This window comes from Variovorax sp. P2_H12 (genome assembly GCF_056403395.1).
The window spans coordinates 1-16,088 of record NZ_JBFUFO010000049.1 but is presented as its reverse complement, the minus strand read 5'-3'; the positions used below and the strand labels follow the sequence as shown (position 1 = coordinate 16,088).

Sequence of the window (16,088 nt, the reverse complement as noted above, 5' to 3'; positions counted from 1 at the left end):
CGAAATCGATCTCTCTTCACCCGCCTGTCAGTGAGGGAACGGCCATACCCTCAGCTTTTGCTTGCCCAGCATCCAGAGCTTGCTCAGCCCGTGGGGCTCGACGATCAGGAACCAGACAATGAGCCCGCCGAACACCATGGACTCGGCGTGGGAGATGGCTGCCGCGGACACGTGGGCCCCGAAGAGGGCACCCAGGGCCGGCAGCGCCTGGCTCAGGAAGATGGGGAGGAGGACGATGAAGGCAGCGCCGAAGAAGCTGCCCATGATGGAGCCCAGGCCGCCGATGATGACCATGAAGAGAAGGCGGAAGGAGAGCTCCACGGAGAAGGCCGCCGGCTCCCAGGCGCCGAGGTGCACGAAGGCCCACAGGCCACCGGCGATGCCGATGATGAAAGAGCTGACCGCGAAGGCCGTGAGCTTGGCGTACATGGGGCGGATGCCGATCACCGCCGCGGCCACGTCCATGTCGCGGATGGCCATCCACTCCCGGCCGATCGCGCTTCGCACCAGGTTCTTGGCGAGCAGGGAGAAGACCAGGACGAACCCCAGGCACAGCAGGTACTTCTCGACCGGCGAGCCGATGGACCAGCCCGCGATCTGGAGCCCGGAGACTGAGACCGAGCCGGACGACGAGTGGTTGGTCAGCCACTTGATCCGAAGGAACATCCAGTCGCTGAAGAACTGCGCGGCCAGCGTGGCCACGGCCAGGTACAGGCCCTTGACGCGCAGGCTGGGCAGGCCGAACAGCACGCCGTAGACGGTCGCGCACAGGCCGCCGAGCAGCAGCGCGGGAATGAGCGGCATGTCGGGGATCCGGACCAGGAAGTTGTACGCACCGTACGCACCCATGGCCATGAAGGCACCCGAGCCCAGCGAGATCTGCCCGCAGTAGCCGACGAGGATGTTCACGCCGAGCGCGGCGAGCGACATGATGAGGAAGGGGACCGCGATGGCGATCAGGGCGTAGTCGCTCGCAATGGCCGGAACGACCAGGCATGCCATCGCGAGCAGGACCCCCATGGCCCAGCGGTCCTGCGCGATGGGAAGGATCTGCTGGTCGGCCCGGTAGGAGGTCTTGAGCTGGCCGTTTTCTCTGTAGAACATCGTTGGTCTCGAACAGTCTTCTGGGCAGTGAGTCGGGATGCACGCGCGGCGTGCGTCGTCGAACGCGCTTCAGACGCGGTCGATCATCTTTTCGCCGAACAGGCCTTGGGGACGGAACAGCAGGAACACGAGGGCCAGCACATAGGCGAACCAGATCTCGATGCCGCCGCCGATGAGGGGGCCGAGATAGACCTCGGAGAGCTTTTCGCCCACGCCCACGATCAGGCCGCCGAGGATGGCGCCGGGCACCGAGGTCAGGCCGCCGAGGATGATGACGGGCAGGGCGCGCAGGGCCACGGTCGACAGCGAGAACTGCACCCCGAGCTTGGAGCCCCAGATCATCCCGGCCACCAGCGCCACCACGCCGGCCACGCACCAGACGATGACCCAGATGCGATTGAGCGCGATGCCGATGGACTGCGCGGCCTGGTGATCGTCGGCCACGGCGCGCAGCGCACGGCCGGTGCCGGTCTTCTGGAAGAACAGCGACAGGCCGGCCACCAGCACGGCGGCGATCACCGCGGCGTAAAGATCTTCCTTGTTGACGAGGATGCCGCCCTCGAAGCTCGACTCCAGGAGGAAGATCGGATCCTTGGGCATCCCGATGTTGATCTGGTAGATGTTGCTGCCGAAGAGGCTCTGGCCCAGGCCCTCGAGGAAGTAGGAGATGCCCAGCGTGGCCATGAGCAGGGTCGCGGCCTCCTGGTTCACGAGGTGGCGCAGCACCAGCCGCTCGACCGCCCAGGCCACCGCGAACATGCACAGTCCCGCGAGCAGGAAGGCCAGCAGGTTGGCCTGCAGCCGGCTGTCGATGTCCAGCCACTTCGGAATCCACTCGGCGAAGCGGGCCATCGCCAGCGCGGCGAAGAGCACCATCGCGCCCTGCGCGAAGTTGAAGACGCCCGAGGCCTTGAAGATCAGCACGAAGCCCAGTGCGACCAGCGAATACAGCATGCCCGCCATCAGGCCGCCGGAAAGGGCTTCCAGAAAAAATGCCATGTGTGTCTCCGCCGGGTCTCAGTGGCCAGTGCCCAGATAGGCGCTGATGACGTCGCCGTTGCTGCGCACCTCGTCGGGCGTGCCGTCGCCGATCTTCCTGCCGTAGTCCAGCACCACCACGCGGTCCGAGATGTCCATCACCACGCCCATGTCGTGCTCGATCAGCACGATGGTGGTGCCGAACTCGTCGTTGACGTCGAGGATGAAGCGGCTCATGTCCTGCTTCTCCTCCATGTTCATGCCGGCCATCGGCTCGTCGAGCAGCAGCACCTGCGGCTCCATCGCCAGCGCGCGGCCGAGGTCGACGCGCTTTTGCAGGCCGTAGGGCAGCTGCCCCACGGGCGTCTTGCGGTGCGCCTGGATCTCGAGGAAATCGATGATGCGCTCGACGAAGGCGCGGTGTTTCTCTTCCTCGCGCTGGGCCGTGCCGATGCCGAAGGGGTTCCGGAACGCCTGGCTGAGCAGGCCGCTGCGGATGCGCAGGTTGCGCCCGGTCATGATGTTGTCGATCACGCTCATGCCCTTGAAAAGCGCCAGGTTCTGGAAGGTGCGCGCAATGCCCATCTCGGCCACCTGGCGCGAGTTCATGTGCTTGAACGTCCGGTTGCGGAAGGCAATGGAGCCCTCCTGCGGCGCGTAGACGCCGTTGATGCAATTGAGCATCGAGCTCTTGCCGGCGCCGTTGGGGCCGATGATGGCGCGCACCTCGTGCTCGTGGACGTCGAAGCTGATGTCGGTCAGGGCCTTGACGCCGCCGAACCGCAGGCTGATGTTGCGAACGTCAAGGATGACGTCGCCGATGGTTTTCTGGTTCACGGCTTTGTTCTTCAGGCGGCGGCGCCGATGGGCGTGAACGTCTTGACGTCCAGGATCCGGACCTGGGCGCTCACGCTGCCGGAGCGGCCGTCCTCGAACTTCACCTGCGTTTCGATGAACTGCTCGGTCTTGCCGTCGTACAGCGCATCGACCAGAAGCCTGTACTTCTCCCCGATGAACCCGCGTCTGACCTTGTTGGTGCGGGTCAGCTCGCCGTCGTCGGCGTCGAGTTCCTTGTGCAGCACGAGGAAGCGGCTGATCTGGCTGCCGGCGAGCAGCGCGTCGCGCGACAGGTCCGCATTGACTTTCTCCACGCACGCGCGAATGAGTTCGTGCGCCTCGGGCTTGCCCGCCAGGTCGGTGTAGCCGGCGTAGGGCAGGTTGCGCCGTTCGGCCCAGTTGCCCACGGCCTCGAAGTCGATGTTGACCATCACGCAGACCTTCTCGCGTCCGTCGCCGAAGGCCACCGCCTCCTTGATGTGCGAGAAGAACTTGAGCTTGTTCTCGACGTACTTGGGCGCGAACATGGCACCGTCGAAGGCGCCGCCCAGGAGGCGGCCGACGTCCTTGACGCGGTCGATGATCTTCAGATGGCCGCTGGCGTCGATGAAGCCCGCGTCGCTGGTGCGGTACCAGCCGTCGGCGCTGAGAACCTCGGCGGTGGCCTCGGGATTCTTGTAGTACTCCTTGAGCAGGCCGGGCGATTTCACCAGGATCTCGCCGGTGTCGCTGAGCCTGATTTCCACGCCCTCGCAAGGCACGCCCACGGTGTCGGCGCGCGCCTCGTGGTCGGGCTGCAGGCAGACGAACACGGCGGTCTCGGTGGAGCCGTAGAGCTGCTTGAGATTGATGCCGATCGAGCGGTAGAAGCTGAACAGGTCCGGGCCGATGGCCTCGCCCGCGGTGTAGGCCACGCGCACGCGGCTCATCCCCAGGTTGTTGCGCAGCGGGCCGTACACCAGCCAGTCGCTCAACCGGTACGCCAGGCGGTCACGCAGGCCGACCGGCTTGCCGTCCAGGCGCGCGGGGCCGACGCGGCGGGCCAGCGCCATGCAGGCGTGGAAGAGCCGGCGCTTGAGGAGGCCGGCGTCTTCCATCCGGATCATCACGCTGGTGAGCAGGCCCTCGAACACCCGTGGGGGCGCGAAGTAATAGGTGGGACCGACTTCCTTGAGGTCGATCATCACCGTGCTGCCGCTCTCGGGACAATTGACGACGTAGCCGACCACCAGCCACTGCGCGTACGAGAAGATGTTCTGGCCGATCCAGGCCGGCGGCAGGTAGGCCAGCACTTCGTCTTTGTCGTTCAGCTTGTCGAAGCTGGCGCCCGCGCGCGCGCGGTCGATCAGGGCGCGGTGCGTGTGAACCACCCCTTTGGGGTTGCCGGTGGTGCCGCTGGTGAAGAACATGGCGGCCACGTCGTCGGCGCTTGCCTGTTCGATCTGCTGGCGGAACAGCGCCGGGTGGGTTCCGGCGTGCACCGCTCCCGCCGCGATGAGCGCATCGAGCGCAGCGAGTCCCGGCTGGTCGTAATTGCGCAGGCCGCGCGGGTCGTCGAACCAGATGTGGGAGATCCGCGGGCACTGTTCGCGGATCTCAAGCAGCTTGTCGACCTGCTCCTGGTCTTCCACCACGCAGAAGCGCACCTCGGCATTGCTGACGGGGAAGACGCATTCGGCCGCCACCGCGTCCTGGTACAGCGGCACCGGTATGGCCCCGAGCGACTGGGCGGCGAGCATCGTGGCGTACAGGCGCGGCCGGTTGGTGCCGATGACCACCAGGTGCTCGCCGCGCTGCAGGCCGGCCTGGAGCAAGCCGCAGGCGATGGCCTCGACCAGCGTCGCCATGGCCGACCAGGAGGTGGTGTGCCAGATGCCGTACGCCTTCTCTCGCATCGCCGGCGCGTCCGGGCGGGCTGCGGCTTGATGCAACATCAAACGGGGAAAAGTGGTTTGCACATGGACTCCACGCAATCGATTTCGGGGCGACGAAGGAGGAAAGGCCTAGCTCGCGAGGCGCCGCGCCATGGCGAAGAGGGCAACGAGGTCCTTGTCGTTCGATGCCTGCGCCACCTGTTGGCAATAGCGCCAGTGGTCGTCGCGCAGGGGGGCGCCGAGATCCGCCGCGTGCCGCAGCCGCTGAAGCGCCAGACGCCGATGGCCGAACCGGATGCTTCGTTCCAGCAACTCCAGCACGATCAGCTGGCTCTGCGCCTGAAGCGCCGGCTGCGCGACCGGCGAGCTCCCCGCGCGGGCCAGCCGCTTGAGCGACCTGATCCGTTTCCGGTCGCGCCCGCGAAGCGGCGCAGCGAGAGGGGCGGCCGTCACCGGCTGTCTCCGCCAACGGCCGCGACGGGCCGGTCCAGCACGTAGACCGTTCCGTGCATCAGCGCGATGTGCGCGTTGTCCTTCGCCCGGGTGACATGCACCTGGTAGCTGCCGATCTTTCGCGAACGGCTCACCTCGCTGGCATGGGCAACCAGCCAGTCGCCTTCATCCACGGCCGTGGAAATGCTCATCTGGCCGTCGACCAGCGTGGCCAGGCGGCCGTGGGAGTTGCACGCCAGCCCGAGCGCCATGTCTCCGAGCGCGAACAGCGCTCCCCCGTGGCACTTGCCGTTGAAGTTGATGTGCCTGCGTTCCACCTTCATGCGCACGGTGGTGCTGCCGACGGACGCGGCCACCAGCTCGATGCCCAGCAACTGCGCGAGGTTGTCGGCGGCGATGCAGGTCGAGGTCTGGCTGTAGGCCTTCTTGACGCCACCCGCTTCGTGCCGGAGACCTCGTTGCGTGCGGCCATCCAGCCATTCGACCAGGTCCTCGATGCCTTCGCCGGACGGTGCCGAGACCTTCCGCACGGGCGGCGGCGACGCCTGGCCACGGCGCAGCGCGAGCATCGCCAGCAGGTCGGACTCGGTCTTGCGGGCATCCGGCAGATCGGCCTTGGTGACCACGAAGACGTCGGCGATTTCCAGCACGCCAGCCTTGATGGCCTGCACGTCGTCGCCGAGTCCCGGGGGGCACACCACGACCCGGGTGTCCGCGTAGCGGGTGATCTCCACCTCGGACTGCCCGGCGCCCACGGTCTCCACGATGACGACGTCGAAGCCGGCCGCATCGAACAGGTCGATGACGTCGCCTGCCGCCACGGCGAGCCCGCCCAGGTGGCCGCGCGACGCCAGCGAGCGGATGAAGACCCCGGCGTCGGACTGGCGATCGCCCATGCGGATGCGGTCACCCAGAACCGCGCCGCCAGTGAACGGGCTGGAGGGGTCGACGGCGGCGACCGCCACCGTCCTGCCGCGTTCGCGCAGCCCCCGGATCAGCGCCGAGACCAGGGTCGACTTGCCGCCGCCCGGCGGGCCCGTGACGCCGATCACATGGGCCCGGCCCTGGCGTCCTGCAACGGCCTGGCGGACCGCGTAGGCCGTCTCGCTGCCATTTTCAAGGGCGCTGATCGCCCGTCCGATCGACCTTCGATCGCCCGCCAACGCCGTCTGGATGAATGCGCTGCTCGCCATGCTCAGACCAGGGTGAGCGGCTGGCCGAAGCCCAACTGCTCGCGCAGCGTGCCGCAGATCTCGCCGTGCGTGGCCCCGGCTTCCGCCGCCGCCACCACATGCTCGAACACGTTGGTCTTGCGCGACTCCGTCGACCGCGCCAGCGCACTCAGGGCCTTGCGGACCTCGCTGTTGGCGCGGGTCTTCTTGAACTCCGCCAGCTGCGACAGGTAGCCGGCCATCCGGGTCGGGTCCGGATACTCCAGGGTGGGATACGACGCCGGGTCTTCCTCGATCTGGTAGGCGTTGACGCCGACGATGGTCTGCTCGCCCGCATCGATCTTCTTCTGGAAGGCCAGCGCCGAGTCGCCGATCATCTGCTGGATGATGCCCTTCTCGACCGCCTGGTACATCCCGCCGGCTTCGTCGACCATGGCGATGATCCCGTCGATCTTGCGTTCCATGTCGTCGGTGAGCGATTCGACGTAGTAGGACCCGCCCAGGGGGTCGATCACATCGGTCAGGTAGGCCTCTTCGCGCAGGATGTTCTGCGTGGCGACCGCGATCCGTGCGGCTTCCGCGATCGGCGTGGAGAAGACCTCGTCGTAGCTGTCCGTGTGGAGCGACTGCAGGCCGCCAAAGATGCCGGCCATCGCCTGCGTCGTGACCCGGGCGATGTTGTTGAGGGGCTGCTGGCGCGTCAGGTCCACGCCGGAGGTCTGGCCGTGGAACTTGAAGCGCCAGGAGCGCGGGTCCTTGGCGCCGAAGCGTTCCTTGCACAGACGGGCCCAGACGCGCCGGCCGGCCCTGAACTTCGCGACTTCCTCGAACAGGCTGATCGAGATGTCGAAGAAGAAAGTGAAGCGAGGGAGGAACTGATCCGGATCCATCCCGGCGGCGATGCAGTCCTCGGCGTACTGGATGCCCGAGCACAGGGTGAAAGCCATGGCTTCCGCGGGGGTCGCGCCCGCCTGCTGCATGTGCTGCCCGACGATCGAGAGGGGGTTCCAGCCCGGCACCTGCTTGTTGCAGAACTCGATGTGGTCCACCACGACCCGGCGCGCGCCTTGCAGCGCGAGGCGAAAGAACATGTGGTTGGCGACGAAGTGGGAGATGCAGTCGCTCTGGTTCGAGGTTCCCGTGATGCGGGTCCACGGCACCCCGCGACGCTTGGCCACGGCAAGTTCGAAGGCCAGCAGGGTGAAGGGGGAGGGGTCGTTCATCGCCGTCGACAGCCGGTCGACCGGGACGCCGTCGAGCGCGGTCTCCATGTCCTGGACGTGGTTGATGACCGTGCCGCACGTGCCCAGAAGTTCGGCAGGCACTTCGTCGGCGTCGTAGCCCCGGAACACCGAGTTGCAGGGAATCAGGGAGAGGGCGGAGGCGCCAAGGTCCAGGATCTCCTTCACGCGCCGGTTGTAGTCCTCGGGCACGCCCAGACCGATGAGTTGCCGCTGGGACCAGCTTCGGCCCCGGTACATCGTCGGATAGATGCCCCGGGTGAAGGGGTACTGGCCCGGATAGCCGAGCGATGGCTCGTAGGCCTGGCCTGACCAGTCCGCCGGCGTGTACAGCGGCTTGATGCCGATGCCGGAGCGGTTGAAGGTCGTCGCGTCACCCTGGACGCCCTGGGCGAACTCGTTTTTCCAGCGCCGATGGCTTTCGGAAGACGGCGACTCCTTGATGTTCGTGACGGTGGCGTTCATGCGGACTCTCCTTGCATCTGGCGACGTTTGGCGGTGAGCGCGATGACATCGGTCACCACATCGTCGAGCGCCGTTCCCGGGTGGAAGACACGGGCGACGCCGGCTTCCAGCAGCATGGCCTCGTCCTTGGCGGGGACGATGCCGCCGACGATCACCTGGACATCGGACATGCCGGCCTCCCTCAGCGCAGTCATCAGCTTGGGGACGATCAGGTGGTCCGTGGCGAGGGACGAGACGCCGAGCACGTCGGCGTCTTCCTCGACCGCGAGTTTCACGACGGTGGCGATCTCCTGCCACGGCGGGGTGTAGATCACCTCCATGCCCGCATCGCGCAAGCATGCTGCGATCACGCGGCTGCCCCTGTCATGACCGTCGAACCCGATCTTGGTGACGATCACCCTAGGTGGGCGTGCTGTCATCTTGCGTCTCCTTAATGAGCCCCACGAATTTCCTTGCCAGTACGCGTGGGGAGTCGCGTCCCTGGGGGTTGAACCAGAGCGCGGCCCAGTTCAGCGCGCCGATCAGCATCAGCCGCAGGGCCCGCCGGTCTGCTCTGGGTGTGAGCGGAAGCTGCGCGACTGCGTCGCGGAACGAGTCTTCATAGCTCTCGCGAAGTTCTCTCAGCCGCTCGGCCGCGCCCGGAATGTCGTCCGGCAGGACGCGAATGAGCACGTGGGCGTAGTCGCTGTCTCGAAGCACCGTTTCCAGGTGCGCCCGGCAGAGCGCCTCGAGTCGCAACCACGGGTCGGACTCCTTCTGCACGGCTTCGGCGGCCGCAATTTCCAGCTCCTTGACCCCCGCGCTGTAGACAGCGACCAGCAGTTCTTCCTTGGAGGAGAAGTGGTAGTACACCGAGCCGGGAAGCATGCTGGCCGCCACGGCGATGTCCCGCATCGACGTGGCGGCATAGCCGCGGCTGGCGAACTGTCGCGCCGCCGAATCCAGGAGCTCCGGCAATCGGTTGTCCGAGCGTGGGGCGCGGCTGGTCTTTCGTTGGGCTGACATAAAAAACAATCGTTCGTTTGGTATATTGTTTGTCGCGCCCATCCTCTAGTCAACACTTTCGAACTAGGGAATCCACCATGGGACAGCGTCGGACTCCGTTGCGACACGGGCCGGCGACGATGTCCATGAAGGTGGCGTTCACCCTGGTCACCGGGGCGATGGCTCTGAGGCGTCGGTGCTGGCGACAGAAAACCGCCGCTCCGCGGGCGATCCAATGAGGCCGATCCCGGCCCGGAATCGGACCTCCTGCACTGGGGCAGGAATGCCGAGATCGTCGATCGTCGTGTGGACAACGACGATATCCCCGTGAAGTGCTGTAAGACACCACGGACAAGAACGTGATTTCGTAGGACCCATTGACGCATCGAAACAGCCATCGGGTCGCTGCGCCGCGCGCGGGCTCCTACACCGGGTGCAGGCCAACCGACATATCTTGCTCGCACAAGCAATCAGGAGTAGCCGTCATGCCGCTCGCCATGCCCCAGCCCGACTTCGAGCCCGCCCTGCGGCTTCATCTCAGCGCGTTTCACGCTCGCCTGGAGGTCGATCCGGGTCGCGTCATTGGCCCCGGCGATGGGGACGAAGACGACGATCCGGTCGAAGACACGCGCCGCACGAGTCACCTGCTCATCGTCCACGGAGATCGCCGATAGACAAGCCCCCAAAGCGAACTTCGGGGGCCTTTGACCTGCTTAGGAGAGGCACATGAACCCATCTTCCACCTCGCCGTGGAACCCCGCACCTGCCGACGAAGACCTCGTCGAGCAGGCCCGTCCCGGGTACGGCATTCCGTCGCAGGATCCGAGGCCCGCGGCGCAGTTTCCTCTGAAGCCCGAAGAAGCACAGCGCGAGGCGAATTCGGTGCTTGTGGGTGGCGGCGTGATTGCCGGTGCGGCCGCGGGTGCCGCCATCGGCGTCGCGATGGCCGGCCCGGTCGGTGTGGTGGTCGGCGTTGCGCTGGGAGGAGTTGCCGGCGCACTGGGTGGCGCATTGGCACGATGGTGAGCCCCGAAGATTCGAGCAGCGCCGACACAGCGGTTGACGTCGCGTTCGCTGGACAGACGCGCGCCGTCCGGCGATCGCTCACCCTCTGACGAGCAGATCCAGCTCTGACTGATCTGAAGCACGATGGCCGTTGCTGTGGGCTCCGGGCTATCGAAGGAGGATCAGTTCGGGCACAGCATCGGAGCCTGCCCACACGATGGCGTTCTGTTGGTAGCGATCCCCCAGATCACGCGCCGCGTCTCGACCGATGCCGAGGACTGCAATGCTCTCTTCGCCAGGCCAGCTGCTGGCAGGGTCCCCATCTCTGGTAACGCCGGGCAACAGCGCGAAGCCCAACGCGTGGACATCAACGCACAGCGCAGTCATGGCGACCGCGTTGTCCGCATCGCGCAAGACAACTCCCAACGGGTTCGAAGCGGTGAGGAATGCGCAGCTGTCCACGCCCAATTCGCTGTATAGCGCAGCCAACCCGGCTGACCGCTCACCGATGCGCAGTATCACGGCAGATGCACCTGCCGGCTCGATGCAGTAATGCGCGGCACGGTAGGAGGCGACAACCTCCTCAACGCTGGGATTCGCGTGACTGACGGACAGCAGGGACATGTGGCATTTTCCCGCCTTCTTCGATAGCACCATCGGACGGACGGGTTTGCGCAGTCGAGGCACAACTTGCGTCCCGGTCAGATGCCGCTTGCGTCATGACAAGGTCATCGCACCACGATCTGATCTTGCAGTGATGGACTACAACGCACGTTCCGCCCAAAGCCTTCGCGTCATTGACGGGGAGCGATTCAATGGCTACAGCCATCTCCTGGGCTTGATACTCTCGCTCGTCGGCGGCGCCTTTCTCTGGATCAAGGCTGCGGGCACCGGGGATGCGGTGCGCTGCGCCGCTGCTGCGATCTTCGTCCTGACCCTGGTGCTGTTGTATGCGGCGTCGACGCTCTACCATGCGTCCCAGGGCCCTGCGAAAGAGACTTGGCGGCGAGCCGATCATTGCGCCATCTACCTGATGATTGCCGGCACCTATACGCCGTTCGGCCTGGTTTCGCTTGGAGGCTGGCAGGGCGTGGCCATGGTGGGTGCGGTCTGGACCGTCGCTCTGGTCGGGGTCGGGCTCGAAACCCGCGTCAGGGAGGGCTCGTCGCCTTCGCTGTCCAGGTACCTGGGCATGGGATGGCTGGCCGTGCGCGCAGGGCGCCTGGCACTTGTTCGTCATCGGTGGCTCGGCCAGTCACTACTGCGCGATCAGGTCGGTTGTCCTGTGAGGGGAGCAGGAGGCGGGTCAGCGTTCCCGCGATGGGAATGCGGGGGAGTCGAGCTTGACGGCATTCGTGACTGCCTCCCAGGCGCAGACCTGCTGCACGACCCAAGGCCCGTCATCCAGCGGAAGGTCGTGACCCGCGGTTGGGTGCTCGACGAGCGTGGCATTCCAATGCTGGGCAAGGCATCGCGAGCAATGCGCGTCGACCAGCCTATCGCGCTGGCTCACGAGGACCAGCAGCGGAACGGCGGGCGCCCGGGTTGGCGCGCGGTAGCGCGCCGCTGCCAGCAACTGGCGCAGGGCATTGGTGCCGGAGACCGGCCGCGCTTGGCGAATGGCAGTCCATTCATCAATGACTTCGATGGCGCAGCCCGGTTGCCGGCTGGTCAGGCGCAGGATGGCCTGCTCGCGGCGGCGGGCATCGGCGCTCAGCAGCAGGCCCAGCAGCGCGCCGTAGTTGGCCGGCCGCAGGCGCTGGTACCAGGGACTGAAGACGCGCAGGCTGGTGTTCACCAGCACGCAGCCTTCGAGTTCGCCCGGAAACCGGTCGGCCCAGTCGACCGCGATCATGGCACCGAGAGACATCGCGAGCAGGCGATAGGGTGGCGCGACGCCGAGGGCCTGAAGCTGCTGGCGGCAGCTCTCGGTGGCGGCCTCGATGCGCGTGGGGCTGGCCAGCTGCCGCAGGCGGCCGTTGCCGGGAATCTCGACGGCGAGCACTTGCGCGCCGGGCGGCAACTGCGCTTGCAGCAACTCGGGAAAGACACCCCAGTGCGCGCTTTCGCGCGTGAGGCCGCGCAACAGGACCCAGCGTTCCATCGGCTACCGCTCAGGCCCGCGCGCCGTACCACCGGGCCAGGCCGCCGGCACGGTGCCGCGCACGCTGCGCCGGTGCCGGCATCCAGCCCTCGTGGCTGCACACCGCGCGCGTGATGAAATCGAGCCAGCCGACATGGCGCCGCAACACCCGCTGGCGCCTGTGCTCGACCACCGGGTTGAAGATGCCGCTGCGCGAGAGGAACTGGCGCGGGTTCTTGAGCACCCAGCGCCACGATCCCATCTCGAGCGTCATGGGCAGAAACACGCTGCCGGTTCGTTCCGCGGCGCCCAGGTAGAGATGGTCCCAGAGGTCGCCATGAGTGAGGTATTGCTTGCTCTGCGGCTCGACCACGTAGCGGTGGTGCGGGAGGCTGTGGTCGAGGATCTCGGCGAAGGCGTGGATCTCCGGCAGGTGCGCGATCGGGCGCCCGGTGTGGGCGAAGGGGAACCAGACCCGGTCGCTCAGGCCGAAGCCGGAATGGCAGTCGACCGAGATGCTGAGCGGCCGGTCGAGCAGTTCGGCTTCGACAATGCGGCACAGGGCCGCGCTCTCGCATTCCATGCGGGCCTCCTTGGCCCCCCGGTACCAGGGCAGGGCGGCGCTGATCCGGTGCCCGCCGACGAGGTAGGGCACCCGTTCGCTGGAGTCGACGGGCGCATTGCGCATCAGGTCGACGCCCCGGGGATTGGCGCGCGTGCCCAGCCACAGCCCGCCCGGGTTGACCAACGGCACGAACACCAGCCGCGTCGTCTCGAGCATGCGCTGCAGCGACACGTCCCAGGGCAGTCGCATCACAATGCTGCGCAGGTAGGCGATCGCGACCTCGGCGCCGATGCGCTCCAGGCCGTGGACGCCGCCGAAGATGCCGACCGCCGGCGCGTCCTTTCGGCTGCTGCCCAGCAGGTAGGCGTGTACCGGGAAGCGGCGCTCGCCCGCATCGACCTCGCAGAGCAGGCGCCGCTCCATCCACGGGGCGCCGAGTTCGGTGAGCGTTCGCAGTTCCTCGAGTTCAGGGAGGTCCGTGGGCGTCACGGACGCGAGGCCCTCCAAGGCGATCACCGATGAAAATCCATTTCGGGTCCTTTAGAGGGCTCCCCGCTTGGGGCGGCCCACCTTCAAGGGGGTCAGCGAATCGAGGGCCTCGCGAAGGGTTGCCGCCGGCAATGCCTGGAGCGCATGCAGGCCGGCGCGCAAAAGTTCGCTTTTCTTCGTCGGTCGCTTGAACATCAGGGCGCGGTTCTTCAGTCCGGCGATCAGTGCGTAGTCTTCCTGGGGCATGGTGAAACTGTCGCGAACCAGCTTTTCCTTGGGCTTGGGCGCCTTCTTGCTGCTGGTGGACTTCTCGGCGGTGTTGGACGAGAGCTTCTTGGCAGCGCCGTCCGACTTCGCCGTGGGCCGGGCTTTCGGTAGCGGCTCGGGTGGGTGCTTGGCTACCTTCTTGGAGGTCGCAGCCTGGCTGACTGTGGGACCCGCCTGTTTCGTTTGCGCCCTCCTCACTGTCTTCGAAGGCGATGTGGCCTTGGCGTTGGGCGTCGGCGTTGCCGCCTTGCGTGGCGCGCGACTCGGCGCCTTGGGCGCGTTCACCGTAGGAGCGGCGGATGGGGGCAAACCCTCCGGGGACTGCAGGGCCATCTCGGCGCGGGCAGAAGGGGCCTCTGCGTGGTCGGGTGCCGTCTGATTCGGGGCGGTATTCAAAGCGGTCATCAATGTCAAGTAATGGTGTAAACGATTTATACCGTATGTCTTGCATGGAGTCACGTATTTTTGAATTGCGTCTGCGCCTGGTCTTCGGACGGGAGCTTCGATCGGTTCAAGGCCTGGCGCCGCATCGACGCCTGTGCGCACGGACGAATCCGGTGCGGCGGCGATGGAGCGAGCGGACATGCCGGAAGTGACTCCGCCGGTCTGTGAAGGCTCATCGAGGGCAACCGCTGGTGGCGAAACTGGCCCAGTTGCGCGCCATCGGGCCTAACGGCGCTTGGGTGTTGGTCAAGGAGGTGTTCGGCTGGCAGCGCTTCGCGATCGCCGTACGCACTTCAGGAGGTGGCGGACGACATCATGGGTCGCGGCAAGGGATGGCGAAGCCGGATCGCCGAGGGCACGAAGATCCTTGCAACGTTTCACCCAGCCATCGCGGCGAACCTGGGCAGCGTCTTGAAGCTCCCTGCTCTCAAAGTAGCCAAGCCGCCGACGCTGGATGTTCAACGGGGCTGAAACTCCAGCCGCGGGTCGGGTTGCGTTCCATCAACGGCCGCGAGAAGGCCTCTAGCGCTTCGTCATATCGTGCGCGCTCCGCTGAGTGCTCCGTGATCAAGGCGGATATAGGGAGGATGAAGGGCGCATGAATTGCGCCGTCGCGCCATAGCACGTCGTTGACCAGGAAAGGCTCGGGGAGCAGGACACAGCGTCTCGATCGGCGACGCCCAGATTGCAGCGATCGCGCAGTCCAGCGCCATCGAGGCGGTAGCGACCCGTGACACCAGATCGTTCGAGGTCATGGGGGTCACGGTGATCCTGGTCGTGGCGACGTCAACAGGGAAAGCCCACCTCGCCCGGGGACACGCTTCGGGGGCGAGGCCGGACGATAATCGCGCCCACCCCATGAGACATATCGCTCGACTCGTGCGCAGCGCCAGCTTGATCGGCTACGTCGAGTTGGTGCAGTCTCTCGGCCGGGACCCCAATGCGTTCATGCGAACCGTGGGGCTGCAGGCCAAGTTCCTGGAAGACCCCGAGACGCTGATTCCGAGAGATGCCGCGCGCGAGTTGCTGGAGATCACCGCGCGTGCCACCAAGACGGAAGATCTGGCGCTGCGTCTTGCGGCCCAGCGCAAGCTCTCCGCCCTCGGGCCCATCAGCCTGGTGCTGAGGGAGGAGCGCACGCCGAGGGATGCCCTCGACACGCTGTGCCGCTACCTCAAGCTGGTGAACGCCTCGCTGATCGTCCGTGTCGAAGACACCGGCAGCCTGGTCATCATCCGGGAAGACTTGCTGCCAAGCCCCGGGCTGCAGATGCGACAGTCGGTGGAACTCTCCGTGGGCACCATGTTTCGCATGCTGGGCGATTTGATCGGATCGCATTGGCGGCCGCTTGAAGTCTGCTTCACGCATCGCCCGCCTGTGGACGTGTCCGCTCACCGGGCATTCTTCGGACGCAGCGTCAAGTTCAACCAGGAATTCAACGGCCTGGTCTGCCTGGCGACCGACTTGTCCAGACCACGCGAGCCCGGAGACCCGGTGGCGGCGGGCTTCGCGCGCAAATACCTGGAAGCGGACCTCAGGGATCGCAGCGAAAGTGTGCGGGAAGCCTGCCGCCAACTCATCCTGGCATTGCTGCCTGGTGGCACCTGCACCGCGCAGGAGATTGCACGGCACCTGCGCGTCGATCGCCGCACGCTGCACCGCCGACTCGATGCGGAGGGGGTCACTTTCAGCGGCTTGCTCGAACAGGTGCGCTCGGATCTGGTGAAGCGACACTTGCGCGAGAGCGACCTGCCGCTCAGCGAGGTGGCTGAACTGCTAGGCTTCTCCAGTCCCAGCAGTTTCAGTCACTGGTTCCACAATCTGTTCGGCTGCAGCGCCTCGCAATGGAGCAAACAAGCGGCTGTGATGGCGGCTCCGGGAGAATCCGGAGCAGGCAAGTGATGGGCTTCAGCCGAGGTCGCTGGCCGGCTTGCGCAGGAATCCCTGGTTGCCACCGTTGCGATTGGGCGCGAAGCCGTTGGCCTGAAGCGTCTCTTCCGTCGTTTCGTAGAAGACCCCGATCTTCATGATCTCTCGTGCCTGTTTCGCTGTCGCGATGGGGCGGCCGAATTCGCCGGAGATACGCACCAACTGCTTGATCTGCTCGACGGAACTCATCTTGCCCGT

The 16,088-nt window shown here is 66.2% G+C and carries 17 protein-coding genes and 2 pseudogenes; 4 read left to right on the top strand and 15 right to left on the bottom strand.

Annotated features, from left to right (window positions below; genetic code table 11):
• Window positions 1–27: 27 nt before the first annotated feature.
• The 10 genes from AC1DYK_RS29940 to AC1DYK_RS29895 form a co-directional block, all read right to left on the bottom strand.
• Window positions 28–1,104 (bottom strand): branched-chain amino acid ABC transporter permease, encoded by a 1,077-nt coding sequence (locus tag AC1DYK_RS29940; RefSeq protein WP_478169617.1) that lies wholly within the window; start codon window positions 1,102–1,104, stop codon window positions 28–30.
• 69 nt (window positions 1,105–1,173) lie between these two features.
• The gene (locus AC1DYK_RS29935) at window positions 1,174–2,103 is read right to left on the bottom strand and encodes a branched-chain amino acid ABC transporter permease (RefSeq protein WP_478169616.1); all 930 of its coding nucleotides are present in this window, start codon (window positions 2,101–2,103) and stop codon (window positions 1,174–1,176) included.
• A gap of 18 nt (window positions 2,104–2,121) precedes the next feature.
• Entirely contained in the window at window positions 2,122–2,919 is a 798-nt protein-coding gene (locus AC1DYK_RS29930) for an ABC transporter ATP-binding protein (protein WP_478169615.1), read from the bottom strand.
• Window positions 2,920–2,930: 11 nt separating this feature from the next.
• Window positions 2,931–4,877, bottom strand: a complete 1,947-nt coding sequence (locus AC1DYK_RS29925) for an AMP-dependent synthetase/ligase (RefSeq protein WP_478169614.1) — start codon at window positions 4,875–4,877, stop codon at window positions 2,931–2,933.
• Window positions 4,878–4,922: 45 nt separating this feature from the next.
• On the bottom strand, window positions 4,923–5,246 hold the full coding sequence (locus tag AC1DYK_RS29920) for a hypothetical protein (RefSeq protein WP_478169613.1): 324 nt from the start codon (window positions 5,244–5,246) through the stop codon (window positions 4,923–4,925).
• A complete protein-coding gene (meaB, locus tag AC1DYK_RS29915) occupies window positions 5,243–6,439 on the bottom strand; it encodes a methylmalonyl Co-A mutase-associated GTPase MeaB (protein ID WP_478169612.1) in 1,197 nt (398 codons plus the stop codon). The genes AC1DYK_RS29920 and meaB overlap by 4 nt, the downstream gene beginning before the upstream one ends.
• Window positions 6,440–6,441: 2 nt before the next feature.
• Window positions 6,442–8,124 carry an acyl-CoA mutase large subunit family protein gene (locus tag AC1DYK_RS29910; RefSeq protein ID WP_478169611.1) on the bottom strand — a complete coding sequence of 561 codons (1,683 nt, stop codon included), beginning with the start codon at window positions 8,122–8,124 and terminating at the stop codon, window positions 6,442–6,444.
• On the bottom strand, window positions 8,121–8,543 hold the full coding sequence (locus tag AC1DYK_RS29905) for a cobalamin B12-binding domain-containing protein (RefSeq protein WP_478089898.1): 423 nt from the start codon (window positions 8,541–8,543) through the stop codon (window positions 8,121–8,123). Before AC1DYK_RS29905 ends, AC1DYK_RS29910 begins: the two co-directional genes overlap by 4 nt.
• Complete coding sequence (locus AC1DYK_RS29900) at window positions 8,524–9,081, bottom strand: TetR/AcrR family transcriptional regulator (RefSeq protein ID WP_478089897.1); 558 nt, start codon at window positions 9,079–9,081, stop codon at window positions 8,524–8,526. The genes AC1DYK_RS29905 and AC1DYK_RS29900 overlap by 20 nt, the downstream gene beginning before the upstream one ends.
• A gap of 497 nt (window positions 9,082–9,578) precedes the next feature.
• Window positions 9,579–9,767, bottom strand: a complete 189-nt coding sequence (locus AC1DYK_RS29895; RefSeq protein ID WP_478169610.1) for a hypothetical protein — start codon at window positions 9,765–9,767, stop codon at window positions 9,579–9,581.
• Between the two features lie 67 nt (window positions 9,768–9,834).
• Here AC1DYK_RS29895 and AC1DYK_RS29890 point away from each other — a divergent pair, with 67 nt between their 5' ends.
• Entirely contained in the window at window positions 9,835–10,134 is a 300-nt protein-coding gene (locus AC1DYK_RS29890; RefSeq protein WP_478169609.1) for a hypothetical protein, read from the top strand.
• 147 nt (window positions 10,135–10,281) lie between these two features.
• Here AC1DYK_RS29890 and AC1DYK_RS29885 read toward each other — a convergent pair whose 3' ends face one another.
• Window positions 10,282–10,737 carry a DUF3293 domain-containing protein gene (locus tag AC1DYK_RS29885; protein ID WP_478169608.1) on the bottom strand — a complete coding sequence of 152 codons (456 nt, stop codon included), beginning with the start codon at window positions 10,735–10,737 and terminating at the stop codon, window positions 10,282–10,284.
• On the opposite strand from AC1DYK_RS29885, the pseudogene trhA reads away from it, so the two are divergent.
• Window positions 10,736–11,269, top strand: a pseudogene (gene trhA / locus AC1DYK_RS29880) (PAQR family membrane homeostasis protein TrhA); the annotation flags it as partial. The gene AC1DYK_RS29885 and the pseudogene trhA overlap by 2 nt on opposite strands.
• Window positions 11,270–11,419: 150 nt before the next feature.
• On the opposite strand, the gene AC1DYK_RS29875 reads toward trhA, so the two are convergent.
• From AC1DYK_RS29875 to AC1DYK_RS29865, 3 genes are read right to left on the bottom strand one after another with little or no spacing between them, the layout of a single operon-like run.
• The gene (locus tag AC1DYK_RS29875) at window positions 11,420–12,217 is read right to left on the bottom strand and encodes an alpha/beta fold hydrolase (RefSeq protein WP_478169607.1); all 798 of its coding nucleotides are present in this window, start codon (window positions 12,215–12,217) and stop codon (window positions 11,420–11,422) included.
• A gap of 10 nt (window positions 12,218–12,227) precedes the next feature.
• The gene (locus tag AC1DYK_RS29870) at window positions 12,228–13,277 is read right to left on the bottom strand and encodes a M14 family zinc carboxypeptidase (RefSeq protein WP_478169606.1); all 1,050 of its coding nucleotides are present in this window, start codon (window positions 13,275–13,277) and stop codon (window positions 12,228–12,230) included.
• 24 nt (window positions 13,278–13,301) lie between these two features.
• Window positions 13,302–13,922 (bottom strand): hypothetical protein, encoded by a 621-nt coding sequence (locus tag AC1DYK_RS29865; protein WP_478169605.1) that lies wholly within the window; start codon window positions 13,920–13,922, stop codon window positions 13,302–13,304.
• Window positions 13,923–14,261: 339 nt separating this feature from the next.
• Here AC1DYK_RS29865 and AC1DYK_RS29860 point away from each other — a divergent pair, with 339 nt between their 5' ends.
• Together AC1DYK_RS29860 and AC1DYK_RS29855 are read left to right on the top strand one after the other, a co-directional pair.
• Complete coding sequence (locus AC1DYK_RS29860; protein ID WP_478169604.1) at window positions 14,262–14,432, top strand: hypothetical protein; 171 nt, start codon at window positions 14,262–14,264, stop codon at window positions 14,430–14,432.
• A 387-nt stretch (window positions 14,433–14,819) separates the two neighbouring features.
• Window positions 14,820–15,863 carry an AraC family transcriptional regulator gene (locus tag AC1DYK_RS29855; protein WP_478169603.1) on the top strand — a complete coding sequence of 348 codons (1,044 nt, stop codon included), beginning with the start codon at window positions 14,820–14,822 and terminating at the stop codon, window positions 15,861–15,863.
• Between the two features lie 6 nt (window positions 15,864–15,869).
• On the opposite strand, the pseudogene AC1DYK_RS29850 reads toward AC1DYK_RS29855, so the two are convergent.
• Window positions 15,870–16,088: pseudogene (locus AC1DYK_RS29850) on the bottom strand (3-keto-5-aminohexanoate cleavage protein); the annotation flags it as partial.

Bases quoted from the DNA above. Each gene is read 5' to 3' on its own strand.
- AC1DYK_RS29855 (WP_478169603.1), top strand. From the start codon at position 14,820: ATGAGACATATCGCTCGACTCGTGCGCAGCGCCAGCTTGATCGGCTAC.
- AC1DYK_RS29935 (WP_478169616.1), bottom strand. From the start codon at position 2,103: ATGGCATTTTTTCTGGAAGCCCTTTCCGGCGGCCTGATGGCGGGCATG.
- AC1DYK_RS29890 (WP_478169609.1), top strand. From the start codon at position 9,835: ATGAACCCATCTTCCACCTCGCCGTGGAACCCCGCACCTGCCGACGAA.
- AC1DYK_RS29885 (WP_478169608.1), bottom strand. From the start codon at position 10,737: ATGTCCCTGCTGTCCGTCAGTCACGCGAATCCCAGCGTTGAGGAGGTT.
- AC1DYK_RS29875 (WP_478169607.1), bottom strand. From the start codon at position 12,217: ATGGAACGCTGGGTCCTGTTGCGCGGCCTCACGCGCGAAAGCGCGCAC.
- AC1DYK_RS29905 (WP_478089898.1), bottom strand. From the start codon at position 8,543: ATGACAGCACGCCCACCTAGGGTGATCGTCACCAAGATCGGGTTCGAC.
- AC1DYK_RS29910 (WP_478169611.1), bottom strand. From the start codon at position 8,124: ATGAACGCCACCGTCACGAACATCAAGGAGTCGCCGTCTTCCGAAAGC.
- AC1DYK_RS29940 (WP_478169617.1), bottom strand. From the start codon at position 1,104: ATGTTCTACAGAGAAAACGGCCAGCTCAAGACCTCCTACCGGGCCGAC.
- meaB (WP_478169612.1), bottom strand. From the start codon at position 6,439: ATGGCGAGCAGCGCATTCATCCAGACGGCGTTGGCGGGCGATCGAAGG.
- AC1DYK_RS29865 (WP_478169605.1), bottom strand. From the start codon at position 13,922: ATGACCGCTTTGAATACCGCCCCGAATCAGACGGCACCCGACCACGCA.